Origin of the sequence: Saccharopolyspora erythraea (assembly GCF_018141105.1) — a bacterium.
Taxonomy (GTDB): Bacteria; Actinomycetota; Actinomycetes; order Mycobacteriales; family Pseudonocardiaceae; genus Saccharopolyspora_D; species Saccharopolyspora_D erythraea_A.
Genome location: NZ_CP054839.1, coordinates 8067185 through 8080240, shown reverse-complemented (window position 1 = coordinate 8080240; position 13056 = coordinate 8067185). Strand labels below are relative to the sequence as shown.

General features: G+C 71.0%; 16 protein-coding genes. 8 read left to right on the top strand and 8 right to left on the bottom strand.

Annotated features, from left to right (window positions below; genetic code table 11):
* Window positions 1–145: 145 nt before the first annotated feature.
* Entirely contained in the window at window positions 146–1990 is a 1845-nt protein-coding gene (locus tag HUO13_RS36475) for an acyl-CoA dehydrogenase (RefSeq protein WP_211899367.1), read from the bottom strand.
* A gap of 349 nt (window positions 1991–2339) precedes the next feature.
* Here HUO13_RS36475 and HUO13_RS36470 point away from each other — a divergent pair, with 349 nt between their 5' ends.
* The 6 genes from HUO13_RS36470 to HUO13_RS36445 all read left to right on the top strand — a co-directional run bounded on the left by HUO13_RS36470 (window position 2340) and on the right by HUO13_RS36445 (window position 5776).
* Window positions 2340–3095 (top strand): MerR family transcriptional regulator, encoded by a 756-nt coding sequence (locus tag HUO13_RS36470; RefSeq protein ID WP_211899366.1) that lies wholly within the window; start codon window positions 2340–2342, stop codon window positions 3093–3095.
* Window positions 3096–3113: 18 nt separating this feature from the next.
* Entirely contained in the window at window positions 3114–3911 is a 798-nt protein-coding gene (locus HUO13_RS36465) for a phosphotransferase (RefSeq protein ID WP_211899365.1), read from the top strand.
* A complete protein-coding gene (locus HUO13_RS36460) occupies window positions 3908–4339 on the top strand; it encodes a fluoride efflux transporter FluC (protein ID WP_211899364.1) in 432 nt (143 codons plus the stop codon). Before HUO13_RS36465 ends, HUO13_RS36460 begins: the two co-directional genes overlap by 4 nt.
* Before the next feature lie 7 nt (window positions 4340–4346).
* Window positions 4347–4688 (top strand): DUF190 domain-containing protein, encoded by a 342-nt coding sequence (locus HUO13_RS36455; RefSeq protein WP_211899363.1) that lies wholly within the window; start codon window positions 4347–4349, stop codon window positions 4686–4688.
* On the top strand, window positions 4685–5068 hold the full coding sequence (gene crcB / locus HUO13_RS36450; protein WP_211899362.1) for a fluoride efflux transporter CrcB: 384 nt from the start codon (window positions 4685–4687) through the stop codon (window positions 5066–5068). The genes HUO13_RS36455 and crcB overlap by 4 nt, the downstream gene beginning before the upstream one ends.
* Window positions 5069–5140: 72 nt before the next feature.
* Window positions 5141–5776 carry a LysE family translocator gene (locus HUO13_RS36445; RefSeq protein ID WP_211899361.1) on the top strand — a complete coding sequence of 212 codons (636 nt, stop codon included), beginning with the start codon at window positions 5141–5143 and terminating at the stop codon, window positions 5774–5776.
* Here the strand turns inward: HUO13_RS36445 and HUO13_RS36440 are convergent, their stop codons facing one another.
* Window positions 5777–6418: an HD domain-containing protein gene (locus tag HUO13_RS36440; protein ID WP_211899360.1), complete on the bottom strand. Its 642-nt coding sequence runs from the start codon at window positions 6416–6418 to the stop codon at window positions 5777–5779.
* A gap of 107 nt (window positions 6419–6525) precedes the next feature.
* On the bottom strand, window positions 6526–7146 hold the full coding sequence (locus HUO13_RS36435) for a hypothetical protein (RefSeq protein ID WP_249124331.1): 621 nt from the start codon (window positions 7144–7146) through the stop codon (window positions 6526–6528).
* A 196-nt stretch (window positions 7147–7342) separates the two neighbouring features.
* On the opposite strand from HUO13_RS36435, the gene HUO13_RS36430 reads away from it, so the two are divergent.
* Complete coding sequence (locus HUO13_RS36430; RefSeq protein WP_211899359.1) at window positions 7343–8113, top strand: hypothetical protein; 771 nt, start codon at window positions 7343–7345, stop codon at window positions 8111–8113.
* A gap of 29 nt (window positions 8114–8142) precedes the next feature.
* Window positions 8143–8499: a VOC family protein gene (locus tag HUO13_RS36425; protein ID WP_211899358.1), complete on the top strand. Its 357-nt coding sequence runs from the start codon at window positions 8143–8145 to the stop codon at window positions 8497–8499.
* 80 nt (window positions 8500–8579) lie between these two features.
* On the opposite strand, the gene HUO13_RS36420 is transcribed toward HUO13_RS36425, so the two are convergent.
* Genes HUO13_RS36420 through HUO13_RS36400 form a run of 5 tightly spaced genes read right to left on the bottom strand, consistent with a single transcriptional unit; the run spans window position 8580 to window position 12947 of the window.
* Entirely contained in the window at window positions 8580–8978 is a 399-nt protein-coding gene (locus HUO13_RS36420) for an ectoine synthase (protein WP_211899357.1), read from the bottom strand.
* Window positions 8979–9024: 46 nt separating this feature from the next.
* Entirely contained in the window at window positions 9025–9294 is a 270-nt protein-coding gene (locus HUO13_RS36415) for a phosphopantetheine-binding protein (RefSeq protein ID WP_211899356.1), read from the bottom strand.
* Window positions 9295–9313: 19 nt separating this feature from the next.
* The gene (locus HUO13_RS36410) at window positions 9314–10810 is read right to left on the bottom strand and encodes a class I adenylate-forming enzyme family protein (RefSeq protein WP_211899355.1); all 1497 of its coding nucleotides are present in this window, start codon (window positions 10808–10810) and stop codon (window positions 9314–9316) included.
* Window positions 10807–11676: a holo-ACP synthase gene (locus HUO13_RS37980; RefSeq protein ID WP_249124330.1), complete on the bottom strand. Its 870-nt coding sequence runs from the start codon at window positions 11674–11676 to the stop codon at window positions 10807–10809. Before HUO13_RS37980 ends, HUO13_RS36410 begins: the two co-directional genes overlap by 4 nt.
* Window positions 11673–12947 (bottom strand): diaminopimelate decarboxylase, encoded by a 1275-nt coding sequence (locus HUO13_RS36400; RefSeq protein WP_211899354.1) that lies wholly within the window; start codon window positions 12945–12947, stop codon window positions 11673–11675. Before HUO13_RS36400 ends, HUO13_RS37980 begins: the two co-directional genes overlap by 4 nt.
* Between the last annotated feature and the right edge of the window lie 109 nt (window positions 12948–13056).

Here is a 13056-nt window from a genome sequence, read left to right as displayed (position 1 = left end):
GTTCCGCTTCAAGGACCCGAAGACAGGCGCCGACAGCGACGAGGCCCCTCGACCGAACGGCCGAGGGGCCTCGTGCTGTGACCGGTCCCGTGAACCGGTACCGGCCGGGTCCGCGCGGAGCACCCCTGCGCGCGCGGACCCGCTGTCAGAACGCCGCCAGATCGACGTCCATCAGGGAGTTGTCCGCGGCCTCGACGATCTTGCGGCGGGACTTCAGCTCCGGCAGCACGTTCTTGGCGAAGAAGCGCGCCGCGGCGAGCTTGCCCTGGTAGAACGGCTTGTCCTTGGCCGACGGGCCCGCGTCGAGAGCGGCCAGCGCGACCTCGGCCTGCTGCAGCAGCATCCAGCCGACGAGCAGGTCGCCCATGCTCAGCAGCAGCGTCACCGCGTGCTGGCCGACCTTGTAGAGGTTGTCGACGTCCTCCTGCGACGAGGTCAGGAACCCGAAGATCGCGCCGAGCATGCCCTGCGCGTCCTCCAGGGCGGCGGCGACCAGCGCGCGCTCCTCCTTCAGCCGCTCGTCGGCGCCCTCGGCCTGCAGCGTCTTCTGGATCTCACCCGCGAGGTGGCCCAGCGCCTGGCCGTTGTTGCGCACGATCTTGCGGAAGAAGAAGTCCTGCGCCTGGATCGCGGTGGTGCCCTCGTAGAGGCTGTCGATCTTGGCGTCGCGGATGTACTGCTCGATCGGGTAGTCCTGCAGGTAGCCCGAGCCGCCCAGGGTCTGCAGCGACAGCGTCAGCATCTCGTAGGCCCGCTCCGAGCCGACGCCCTTGACGATCGGCAGCAGCAGGTCGTTGACCGCCTCGGCCAGCGCGACGTCCGAGCCGTCGGCCTTGCCCTGCGCGACCTGGTCCTGGTACGTGCCGGTGTAGAGGTACACCGCGCGCAGGCCCTCGGCGTAGGCCTTCTGCAGCATCAGGATGCGGCGCACGTCGGGGTGGTTGGTGATCGGCACCCGCGGCGCGGTCTTGTCGGTGGCCTTGGTCAGGTCCGCGCCCTGCACGCGCTCCTTGGCATAGCCCAGGGCGTTGAGGTAGCCGGTGGACAGCGTGCCGATGGCCTTGGTGCCGACCATCATCCGGGCGTACTCGATGACCTGGAACATCTGCGCGATGCCGTCGTGCACCTCGCCGAGCAGCCAGCCCCTGGCCGGCGTTCCGTGCTGGCCGAAGGTCAGCTCGCAGGTGGCCGAGGCGTTCAGGCCCATCTTGTGCTCGACGTTGGTCACGAAGGCGCCGTTGCGCTCGCCCGGCTCGCCGGTCTCGGAGTCGAAGTGGAACTTCGGAACCAGGAACAGGCTCAGGCCCTTGGTGCCCGGCTTGGTCTCCACGCCTTCGCCCTCGGGGCGGGCCAGCACCAGGTGCATGATGTTCTCGGTCATGTCCTGGTCGGCCGAGGTGATGAACCGCTTCACGCCGTCGAGGTGCCACGAGCCGTCGGCCTGCTTGACCGCCTTGGTGCGGCCCGCGCCGACGTCGGAGCCCGCGTCCGGCTCGGTGAGCACCATGGTGGCGCCCCAGCCGCGCTCGATCATGAGCTCGGCCCAGCCGCGCTGCTCCTCGGTGCCGTTGTTCCAGAGGATCGTCGCGAAGTTCGGGCCCGCCATGTACATGTAGATGGCCGGGTTGGAGCCGAGGATCAGCTCCGCGGCCGCCCACACCACGGTCGGCGGGATGCCGTAGCCGCCGAGCTCGTCCGGCAGCCCCAGCCGCCACCACTCGCCCTCGATGACCTGCTGGTAGGACTTCTTGAACGCCTCGGGCAGCGTCACCGAGTGCGTCTTGGGGTCGAACTCGGCAGGCGTGCGGTCGCCCTCCTCGAAGGACTCCGCCAGCGGCCCCGTCGCGAGCGCGTTCAGCTCACTGAGCACACCGCGCACGGTGTCCTCGTCGGACTGCGCGAACACGCCGGTTCCCAGCCGCTCCTGCACCTTGAGCACCTCGAAGAGGTTGAACTCCAGGTCTCGGACGTTGCTCTTGTAGTGGCCCATTGCGAAGGCTCCCTCTTGCGCGCTTTAGGCGGGCGGGGCCGGCTCACCCGGATTCCGTGCCCTTACTCGTCGGTAACAAGAGGGTATTACCTGGCGGTAACTTCTGCCAAGGTGCTGTGGCGAAGCAGGCATGACTTCGCCATCCGGAACTCCACGTGCTCCGAATCGTTCTGACCGGCCGCCTTGTCACTCTGGGTGTCTGGATGATGACACTGCGGCCACAGCGCCGCAGGGCCGGCTCCCACTACAAGTGACCAAGGCAACACTGGATCTCGTGGCAACTGCTGGAATTCCGGTTGACCCTCACGTCGCGTGGGGCCGCAGGCTCGGTGCCGTGGAGGTGAGCGAAGTGAGCTACTCGGTGGGTGAGGTTGCCCGGCTGTCGGGAGTGACGGTGCGGACGCTGCACCACTACGACGAGGTCGGGCTGCTGGTGCCGAGCCGCCGGACGCGCGCGGGCTACCGCAGCTACTCCGACGGCGACCTGGACCGGCTGCGCCGGATCCTGTTCTACCGGGAGCTCGGCTTCGGCCTCGAGGAAATCGCGGGCATCCTCGCCAACGGTGACGCGAAGGACCACCTGAGGCGGCAGCAGCACGTGCTGCACGGTCAGATCGAGCGGCTGCGCCGGATGCTCGCGGCGGTCGAACGCGAGCTGGAGGCGAGTGACATGGGGATCAACCTGACGCAGGAGGAGAAGTTCGAGCTGTTCGGGGACTTCGACCCGGACGACTACGCGGAGGAGGCCGAACAGCGCTGGGGCGGCACGGACGCGTACAAGCAGTCGCAGGAGCGGATGAAGTCCTTCACCAAGCAGGACTGGGCGCGGTTCATGGAGTCGCAGCAGGCCATCGGCACGGCGCTGGCCGAGGCGTTCGCCGACGGCGCCGCGCCGGACAGCGAGCGGGCGATGGACCTGGCCGAGCAGCACCGCGCCCACATCACGAAGTGGTGCTACGACTGCACGTACGAGATCCACCGCGGTCTGGGCGAGATGTACGTGTCGGACGAGCGCTTCACCGCCACCTACGACGAGATCGCGCCCGGTCTGGCGGTGTTCGTCCGCGACGCGATCATCGCCAACGCCAACCGCGCGGGGGCGTAGCCCTGCGAGGATGCGCGGATGGCGGACCACGGCGAGCGGAGAGCGGTCCGGGCGGCGGTCGCGGCCGCGGCGGCGCACGGGGTGCGGGTGTCCGAGCCGGTCGTGCTGGCCGCCGGCTACAACGTGGTCGTCCGGCTGGACCCGGCGCCGGTGGTCGCCAGGGTGGTCCTGGTCCCGGCCGTGCTCCGCTCCGATGTGGACGGTCTGGTCGCGCGCGAGATCTCGGTCGCGTCTTTCCTGGCCGGGCGCGGGGTTCCCGCGGTGCGGCCCAGTGCGGTCCTGCCGCCTGGGCCGCACCACCACGACGGCCTGCGGGTGAGCTTCTGGGAGCCGCTGCCGGCGATCTCGGAGGGCCTGCCCGGCGCGGCCGAGTTCGGCACCCGCCTGCGCGAGCTGCACGAGGTCCTGCGGGAGCACCCCGCCCCGGCACCGGTGCTGGACGTGCCGATCGGTGACGTCGAGGCGTTCCTGCGCAGCCCCTTCGCCACCCGCGACGACCTGGCGATGGCGCGGACGCTGGAGCGGATCGTGCCCGAGGTGACCGCGGTGCGCCCGGTGCAGCGCGTGCACGGCGACGCGCACCCGCGCAACCTGGTGCGAGCGGGAGGCACGTGGACGTGGACCGACTTCGAGGAGTGCTGCACCGCCCCGGTCGAATGGGACCTGGCGGTCATGCGCGGCACCGACAGGCTCGACGGGGCCGAGGCGCTGCGCGCCTACGGGGGTGATGATGGGGTGCTGGAGCCGTTCCGGCTCCTGCGGGAGTTGCAGGCGAGCGCCTGGGTGCGCACCCGGGCGGCGGTTGGAGGCGCATGACCGAGCAACCGGCGGCTTTCCCGGAGCAGGCGCGGGGGCGTCGGGCCGGGGTGAGCTGGGACGTGCTGGGCGCGGTCGCGCTCGGCGGCTCCCTCGGCTCGCTGCTGCGCCACGGCGCGGGTCTGGTGTGGCCGGGACCGTGGTCGACGCTGATCGTCAACGTGGTGGGCTGCTTCGCCATCGGCGTGCTCATGTTCGTCATCACCGAGGTGGCCAGTGCGCACCGGCTGGTGCGCCCCTTCGTCGGCGTCGGTGTGCTCGGCGGGTTCACGACGTTCTCGACCTACGTCGCCGATGCCGTGCACCTGGTCGTCGAACACCGGCCCGGTCTCGCGTTGGTCTACCTGGGCGGGACGCTGGTCACCGCGCTCGCGGCCGTCGTCGCCGGTGTCCTGCTCGCCCGCGTCTGCACCGGCTGGAGGAGGTGAGGAGCGGATGGGTTTCGACGGCAACGCGTTGCGGCTGACCGCGATCGTGGGCGAGGCCGACACATACGAGCACCGGCCGCTGTTCGACGAGATCGTCCGGCGCGCCCATCGCGCCGGACTCGCCGGCGCCTCGGTCTTCCGGGGCGTGGAGGGCTTCGGCGTGTCCTCGGTGATCCACACCACGCGGGTGCTGTCGCTGAGCGAGGACCTGCCGGTCGCGGTGGTGATCGTCGACGCCGAGCAGCGGATCAGGGACTTCCTGCCGCAGCTCCGCGAACTGGTCGCCGGGGGAATGGTGCTGCTGGACCACGTCGAGGTGGTCGTCGGCGGCCGCGAGGAGCAAGCGTGACGTTCGTGCTGGTCGCGGTGGGTGGAGCGGTGGGCGCGTGCGTGCGGTTCCTGGTCGACCGCTGGATCCAGGGCAGGCGCGACGCGGTCTTCCCGTTCGGGACGCTGACGGTGAACGTCTTCGGATCGTTCGTGCTCGGCGTGCTGACCGGCGCCGCGCTCGCGGGCGTGCAGGCACCGGCGGTGCAGATCCTGGTCGGGACGGGGTTCTGCGGGGCCCTGACCACCTACAGCACCTTCGGCTACGAGACCGTGCGGCTGTTCACCGAGGGCGCGCGGCTCCTGTCGGCGCTCAACGTGATCACGACAGTGCTCGCAGGCATCGGCGCGGGAGTGCTCGGCGTGGTGGTCGCCGCGGTGGTGTCCGGCTGGCCCGGCTGACGCCACGGATTCCGTTGACATGGTGGGAAAACGGGTGGAGCCCGCCATCCGCGACTGCCTACGCTGCTTCCCATGTCGTTGACGCTGCTCACGGGCTTCCTGGCGGTCATGCTGCTGACCTACGTCGTACCCGGGCCGGACTTCGCGATCGTGCTCCGGTACGCGACCAGGAGCAGGCGCGCGGGCCGGCTCGCGGCGGCGGGCGTGCTGACCGGGGTGTGCCTGCACGGCACCGCGGCGGCGCTGGGGCTATCGGCCCTGCTCGCGAAGTCGGCGACGGCGTTCATGGTGGTCAAGGTGGTGGGTGCGGCCTACCTGCTGTTCCTCGGGGTGCAGGCCCTGTGGTCGTCGCGCCGCGGCGCCCCGACGTCGGCCCCGGCACCGGTCGAGGACGGCACCCGCGACCGCCGCGCGTTCGTCCAGGGCTTCCTGACCAACGCGTCCAACCCGAAGGCGATGCTGTTCTTCGTCAGCCTGTTGCCGCAGTTCATCTCCGACGGCATGCCGGTCCTGCCGCAGACCCTGCTGCTGGGCCTGATCACCGTGGCGTTCGGCGTCGTCTGGTGGGGCCTGTTCGTCGTCCTGGCCGACCGCATCCGCGGCTTCCTCGGCAGGCCCGCGGTGCGCCGAGTCCTCGACCGCGTCACCGGCGTTGCCTTCATCGGCCTCGGCATCCGCCTCCTGCGCACTCCCGCCGCCGCGGCGTGATCAGGATGAGGGCCGCATCCAGCCGCGACGCACGCCCTCGTCGATCATCTCCCGCGCCGCTTCCCAAAGCGGCGACGACGCGTCGCCGATAACCGACTTCCGCCTGCGGACGTCGTCGACGGTCACACCGGGTGCCTGCCAGGTGCCGCCGCGCGCCATCCAGTTGAGCAGGAACGGCTGCAGGCGGTCCATCGCCTTGGCGAAGCGCGCTTCCGGCGTCCTGCGCTGCTCGAACTCGTCCCACAACGCGCGGAAGTGCTCGGCCTGGTCGGCAGGGAGCAGCGGGAACAGCCGGTCCGCCGCGGCCCGTTCCTGCGCCTCCTGGTCGAGGCCCGCCTCGGCGTCGTACAGCGGGGTGTCGCCGGCGTAGATCTCGATCAGGTCGTGCACCACGACGAGCTGGATCGTGCGCCCGACGTCGATCGGCTCGTCGGAGTACTCGGCCAGCACCGGCACCATCATCGCCAGGTGCCAGGAGTGCTCGGCGTCGTTCTCCCTGCGCTCCACCGCGGCCAGCGGCGACTGCCGCAGCACGGTCTTGAGCTGGTCCACCTCGATGAGGAAGTTCAGCTGTGCCCGGAGCCGTTCGGGAACGGCGGCGGGGAGGGGATTGCGCTCGCTCAGCAGGCGTTCATCGCTCACGTGCCGCGACTCTCGCAGCACTACCCGGCGCCGTGCAATCGGATTCTCCGCGCCGCCGGCGGGCCGCGCGGCGTGCGCGGCCCGCCGCGCGAGCGGGTACGTGCCGGTCAGTCGAGCGGAGCGCAGGTCGCCGGGTCCGCCTGGAGCTGCGGGTCGTCGCGGCCCGCGCCCTGGACCGGGGCGCTCGTGACGAGCGTGGCGATGCCGTCGCGCACCGAGTAGGTCACCCGCTCGCCCTCGAACGCCGAGTCGTCCGGTGTCGCGAAGGCGTTGACGGCGACCAGCAGGCGCGCGTCGGGCGCCGGGGTGCAGCCGTAGGTGGACAGCGCCCTGGCACCGCCGCCTTCGGCGAGGCCCAGCGGCTTGCCGTCTGCGGTGCGCACCGGGTGCAGCCCGGCCTCCGGGGTGTAGCGCCACGTCGTGTAGATGACCGTGTTGGCCCCGACCGACTCCGGGACCATCACCTCGTCGGTCCCGTCGCCGTCGACGTCGACGGGGATCAGCGGCAGCCCCCTGGCGTTGCCCTGCACCACCGCGTCGGTGAACTCCTCGCTCAGTCCGGCGCGCAGCAGCATCTGGTCGTCGGAAACCTGCCGCAACGACACCGGATCGGCACGGCCGTCACCGTCGATGTCCGCCTTGACGCCGGGTTCCTGCGCGTGAGCGGGCGCCTGCGAGAGCACCGCCATCGACGCCGCGGCCACGCCGGTCACGAGCTTGCGTCTCATGTTCGACCTCCAGGTTCGGGTCCGGATCTGGAGACCGATGTGCACATCGTCTTCACCCCGGAAGACGTAGCGGACGCTTCGGAGGTTGCCTGGCGCGGCGATCTTCGGCGGAACCGCTGGAACTCCGGCGCGGTGGCTTGCGATGATGGCGTGGCGCCCCGGGCGGGCCGGTGCGGCGCGAACTGCGGAGACGGACGTGGACCTCGACACAGCGGACAAGCTCGCGTCAGTGCTGTCTGCCGGGCTCGCCGGCATCAGCCTGCTGCTGACGCTCGCCGCGCTGTGGATCACCCTCGCCGACCGCCGCGAACGCCGCCGCAGCGACGAACTGCTGCGGATGCTGATGTCGCAGACGCGGGCGCCCGCACCGGAACTGGCGGCGAATCCGCCGGTCGACGGTCCCGTGCGACCGTGGAACGCAGTGGCGACGGCTTCGGCGCAGGATCAGCCGCCGGACATGCCCGCGAGCGCACCGGCCAACCCCCCGCAGGCGCCGTCCCCGTTCGTTCCGCCGCGCCACGAGTGGGTGCCGTCCGCGGACCTGCGGCCTTCCCCGGGTTACGGCCATTCACCCGGCGCGGACCCCTACCCCGCGGCCGAAGAAGACGTCGAGCAGGAAGACGTCGAGTACGCGGAACGCGACGACGTCTCCGGCTACGACCAGGGGTACGCACCACCGGCCATCGACGAAGAGACCCCACCCGCCGGACAGCCACTACCACCCCCTCCATGGAGCGAGACGACGCAGAGCGTCCCGCTCCCGCCGAGTCAGCCGCAGCCGGCGGGCCCCGCGCCCGCCTCGCCCCAGGTCCCCTGGGGCCAGCCCGCCTACGGCGAGGCACCGCGGATGCCGGCCCCGCCGGCTTTGAGACCCGCGCCGCGGTCCCGGCGGGGGGCCGTAGTCGCCCTGCTGGCGGCCGCCGCCACCAGCGCCACGCTTTCCGCGGTCCTGTTCGTCGTCCTGTGAAACGCCGCTGACGGCATTACGCTCCCGGCATGTTCAGGGACGCGTTCCCCATCATCTCCACGCCGGACCTCGGCCGCGCGCTCCGCTTCTACCGCGACGCACTGGGATTCCGGCAGGACTACCGCTTCCCCGCCGACGGTGAGCCGGATTTCGTGACCCTCGTCCTGCACGCCTTCACCCTGGGGCTCGGCCGGGCTCCGGAGGCCACCGGAGGGCACAACTTCGCGCTGTGGCTCTACACCGACGACGTCGACGCCGCGGTGGCCCGGCTCCGCGACGCCGGTGCGCCCGTGCTCGCCGAGCCGCTGGACATGCCGTGGGGCGAGCGCGTCGCTTCGGTCGCGGACCCCGACGGCAACACCGTCCACATCGGAGCGGAGGGCTAGCGCGCGACGTCCCGTGCCTCCCCGGTGGGAGTGGGAGGCACGGGACGTCTTCTGCGGTGCGGCGTACGCCGCACGATGGGTCAGCTCGCCTCGGTCAGCAGCGGGTAGACGCCGTTCTCGTCGTGGTCCTCGCGGCCGGTGACCGGCGGGTTGAACACGCACACCGCGCGGAAGTCGGTCTTGGGCCGCAGTGTGTGCTTCTCGTGGCCGTCCAGCAGGTACATGGTGCCGGGAGTGATCCAGTGCTTCTCACCGGTCTCGTCGTTGGTGAGCTCGCACTCGCCCTCCACGCACAGCACCGCCTCGATGTGGTTGGCGTACCACATGGACGTCTCGGTGCCCGCCTTCACGACGGTCTCGTGCAGGGAGAAGCCGACCTTCTCCCGCGCCAGCACGATGCGCTTGCTCTCCCAGGTTCCCTTGGCGCCCTTGATGTGGCGTTCGGTGTCCTCGATCTCCTCGAACGAACGCACGATCATCGCTTCGATACCACCTTTCGGCTCGTTTTCCGGGGTTTCCGCGTGCTCAGCCGGCGGCGCCGGCCTTCACCGGCCGCGTGGACAGCACGAAGTCCAGGAACGTGTCGACGGTCTGGAAGTCGTCGACGTCGAGGTCCTCGGCGTCGACCTCGAGGCCGATGGAGTCCTCCAGCTCCATCAGCATCTCCAGCATCGTGGTGGAGTCCAGGTGCAGGTCGTCGAACAGGCGCACGTCGCCGTCCAGGCCGTTCACCGGCCGGTCCAGCACGTCGGTCAGCGCGTTCTCCAGGGCGGTGCGGACGTCGTTTCGCTCCATGCCTCTTCCCTCCTACTGGTCATGCCTCGGCCAGGACCGCGATGCGCTTGCGGTCGAACTTGCCGTTCGCGTTGGTCGGCAGCTCGTCGAGCCGCACGCAGCGGCGCGGGATCTTGAACGCCTCGATGTGCTCGCGCATCCGCTCCAGCACCTGCTCGCCGTCGAGGCCGGACTCGACCGCGAGCAGCGCGGGACGCCTGTCCTCGGGCGGGAGCACCGCCGCCGACCGGACGCCGTCGACCCGGCGTGCGGCGGCCTCGACCTCGGTGGCGCTGACGCGGAATCCGCGCTCCTTGTAGATGTCGTCGCGGCGGCCGGAGAAGTAGACGTAGCCGTCGTCGTCCTGCCAGCCGTAGTCGCCGGTGCGCAGCTCCGGGAACAGCCCTTCGCCGCGGTGGAAGCGCTCGGCGTCGAGCTCCGGTCGCCGCCAGTACCCCGCCATGACGTGGGGCCCGCGCACCACGAACTGCCCGAGCTCACCCGGCGGCAGCCGCTCGCCGTCGTCGCCGATGACCGTGATCTCGGTGCCCGGCAGCGCTTTGCCGGACGAGCCGGGGCGTTCCAGGTCACCGTCGGGCGGCATGATCGCGGCGCGCTTGCATTCGGTGAGCCCGTACATGAGCTGGATGCGCAGGCCGGGCAGGCTCTCCCGCAGCCGGCGCGTGGTGGTGTCGCTGAGCGCCGCGCCGGTGTTGGTCAGCAGCCGCAGCCGCTCCGGCTTGCTGCTGCTCCGGCGCAGCAGCCACGCCAGCCGGTCCGACACCGAGGGCACGCCCGGCAGCACCGTCGCACCGCTGGCCTCCAGGTGCTTGAGCAGCGGCGGCCCGGACTCGGCCACGGTGCCCAGCCACAGGTGCGCGCCGGCGGCGGTGGCCAGGAACAGCTGGTAGAGCCCGTAGTCGAAGGAAAGCGGCAACGGGCAGTAGACGACGTCGTCGTCCCGGTACCGCAGGCACTGCTGGATCGCCGCCGCCGAGAACACGACCTGCTGGTGGGTGCTGACCACGGCCTTGGGCAGCGACGTGGTGCCCGAGGTGTAGATCAGGCAGATCGGGTCGACGGCCAGCACCAGGTCCTCGGGCAAGTCGGGCAAGGGCTCGCCGGTGCGCAACGCGTCCTCGACCAGCCCACCGCTGTCGAGGCCGCGGACGCCGTGCTCGGCGGCCGTGGTCCGAGCCTCGGGGTCGTCGCTGATCACCAGCGTCGGCTCGGCGTCCTCGAGCACGTGCACCAGCGGTTCGCCGCGTACCTGCTCGTGCAGCACGCTGAAGACCGCGCCGAGCCGGGAGGCCGCGTAGACCAGCGCCGCGGTGGCGAGCCCGTCCTCGGACTTCACCACGACGCGTTCGCCGCGGGAGACGCCCTCCTCGTGCAGCCTGCGCGCCATGCGGATGCTCGCCGAGCCCAGCTCGCCGTAGGTGAGGGTGTGCCCGCGGCAGGTCAGCGCCTTCGCGCCCGGGGCGCGCCGGACGGCGTCGTCGAGCAGGTCGTGCAGCAGTCGCGGTCCGGTGTTCATCGTCCCTCCCCGGTCTTCTCGGCCTTGCCCGCGGGAATGACGGTCGTCGCGGTCGCGCTGCACACCAGCAGCGGCTCCTCGAGCGGTTCGGCCGCGCTGGCACCGTCCTCGGGCCGCGCCGCGATGACCTTGCGGGCCTGGAGCTCCACGATCCGGCGCAGCCTCGTCCTGCGCACCATGCGCGCGGTGGCCTCCAGGTAGTCGCCGGGCTGGACGGGTTCGGTGAACCGCACGTCCGAGTAGCCCGCTAGCAGCCCTTCGTCTCCGTCGGTGCGGACGGTGATCTCGGTGACGAGGTCGCCGAAGAGCTTCAGCACGCGGGCGCCGTCCACGAGTCCGCCGCCGTAGTGGGCGTCCTCCTGTCCGACGCGGACGCGGAGGAACGCGGTGGTCGCCGCTTCCTCGTCACCCGTGGTCGCCCGAGCGGTGTCGCGTTCGAGCTGGGAGGTCGTCATCTCGCCGTTCTCCTCCTTCCGGTTCCGGGCGCCGGCCGGGTCGTCGCGGCCGGGCATGCTGATGGCCACTGCCGTGACCACGTTCTGCTTGTGCGAAATGGACAGTGCGACCGGTGGCGTGCGACGGCCGGGCAACCGCACCTCGGGTGCGCCGTCGGGCGCCTTCCCGACGCAGATCTCGCGCGGTGCGATGCCCTGCAGCATCCCCTTGCCCAGTGCCTTGAGCACGGCCTCCTTGGCGGCGAAGCGCCCGGCCAGGAACTCCTGGCGGCGTTCGGCGCCGAGCTCGTCGGCGCTGGCCAGCTCCTCGGGCGCGTAGGCGAAGCGCAGGAACCAGTCGCGCTCGGTCAGCCGCCGGAGCTCGGTGCGGTCGAGCACGTCCACGCCGATGCCGGGTGTCGCCCCGCTCATGAGAAGTCCACCAGCCGCTGCTTTGCGAGCAGGTCCTCGGTGGTGTCGCGCTCGCGCACCAGCCGCGCGCGGCCGCGGTGCACGACGACCTCCGCCGGGTAGCCGTGGCTGAGGAACAGGCCCGGTGACGCCGTCGGGCCGTAGGCGCCGGAGCGCTCGACACCGAGCAGGTCGCCCGGCCTGACCTCGGGAAGCTCGACCTTCTTGGCCACGACGTCGTTGGGCGTGCACAGCGGGCCGGTCAGCGAGTACCGGCGGTGCGGGGCACCGGCCGGGGCGCCGAGGTGGCGGACCGGGAAGTTGCGCTTGACGAAGCTGCCGATGCCGACCGCCGCCATGTGGTGGTTCGTGCCGCCGTCGGCGACGACGAACTGCTCGCCCATGGACTCCTTGACGTACTCGGCCCGCACCACGTACGTACCGGCCATCGCGGTCAGGTACCGCCCGAGCTCCATGATCAGCCGGCAGCGGGGGTTGCGGCGGGCGAACGGTTCCACGACCTCCCGCATGCCCGCGCCGAGCGCGTCGAGGTCGAGGTCCCGTTCGTTGTCGAAGTAGGCGACCCCCAGACCGCCGCCGAAGTCCACGGTCTCCAGCGGAACTCCGAGCCTGCCCGCGAGCGCTTCGGCGGTGGACAGGATCTGGCCGGTGTTGTGCACGACGTCGGCCTGGTCCAGGAACCGCGTTCCCATGTAGGCGTGCACGCCCGCGACCCGCACGTGCGCCAGCGCCACGATGTGGCTCTTGGCCTCGGCGATCACGTCCTCGTCGATGCCGAACTGCCGCGGCTTGCCGCCCATCGCCAGGCCGGAGCCCTTGGTGCCGAACGACGGGTTCACCCGCAGCACGGCGATGCACTCGCCACCGCCACGAGCGGCCGTGATCCGGTCGAGCCTGGTCAGCTCCTCCAGCGACTCGCAGACGACGGCGTGAACGCCCGCGTCGAGGCAGGCGCGCAGCTCGTGGTCCTTCTTGCCCGGACCGAGGAAGATCACGTCGGCGGGGTCGACCCCGGCTCGCAGCGCGGTGACCAGCTCGGCGTGCGAGGAGACCTCCGCGCCCGCGCCGAGCCTGCCGAGGAAAGCGCAGACGCTGATGTTGGGATTGGCTTTGAGGGAGAAGAACACGTCGACCTGCTTCGGGAGCCGGTCGCGCAGGTCGCGGTAGGTGCGTTGCAGCACCTCGGTGTCGTAGACGAACAGCGGAGTGCCGAATTCCTCGGCGATGTCGGATAACGCGGCACCCTGGATGCTGGATTCTGGCGTGCTCATGCGGGTCCTTTCCGGCGGTTTGATAACGAGTCGATCGTCAGAGCATTCAGCCGGCAGACGAGGTCCGCCTGCGCGCGGTGAACCGGTGTTCTGACCGGAATTTTTCGGA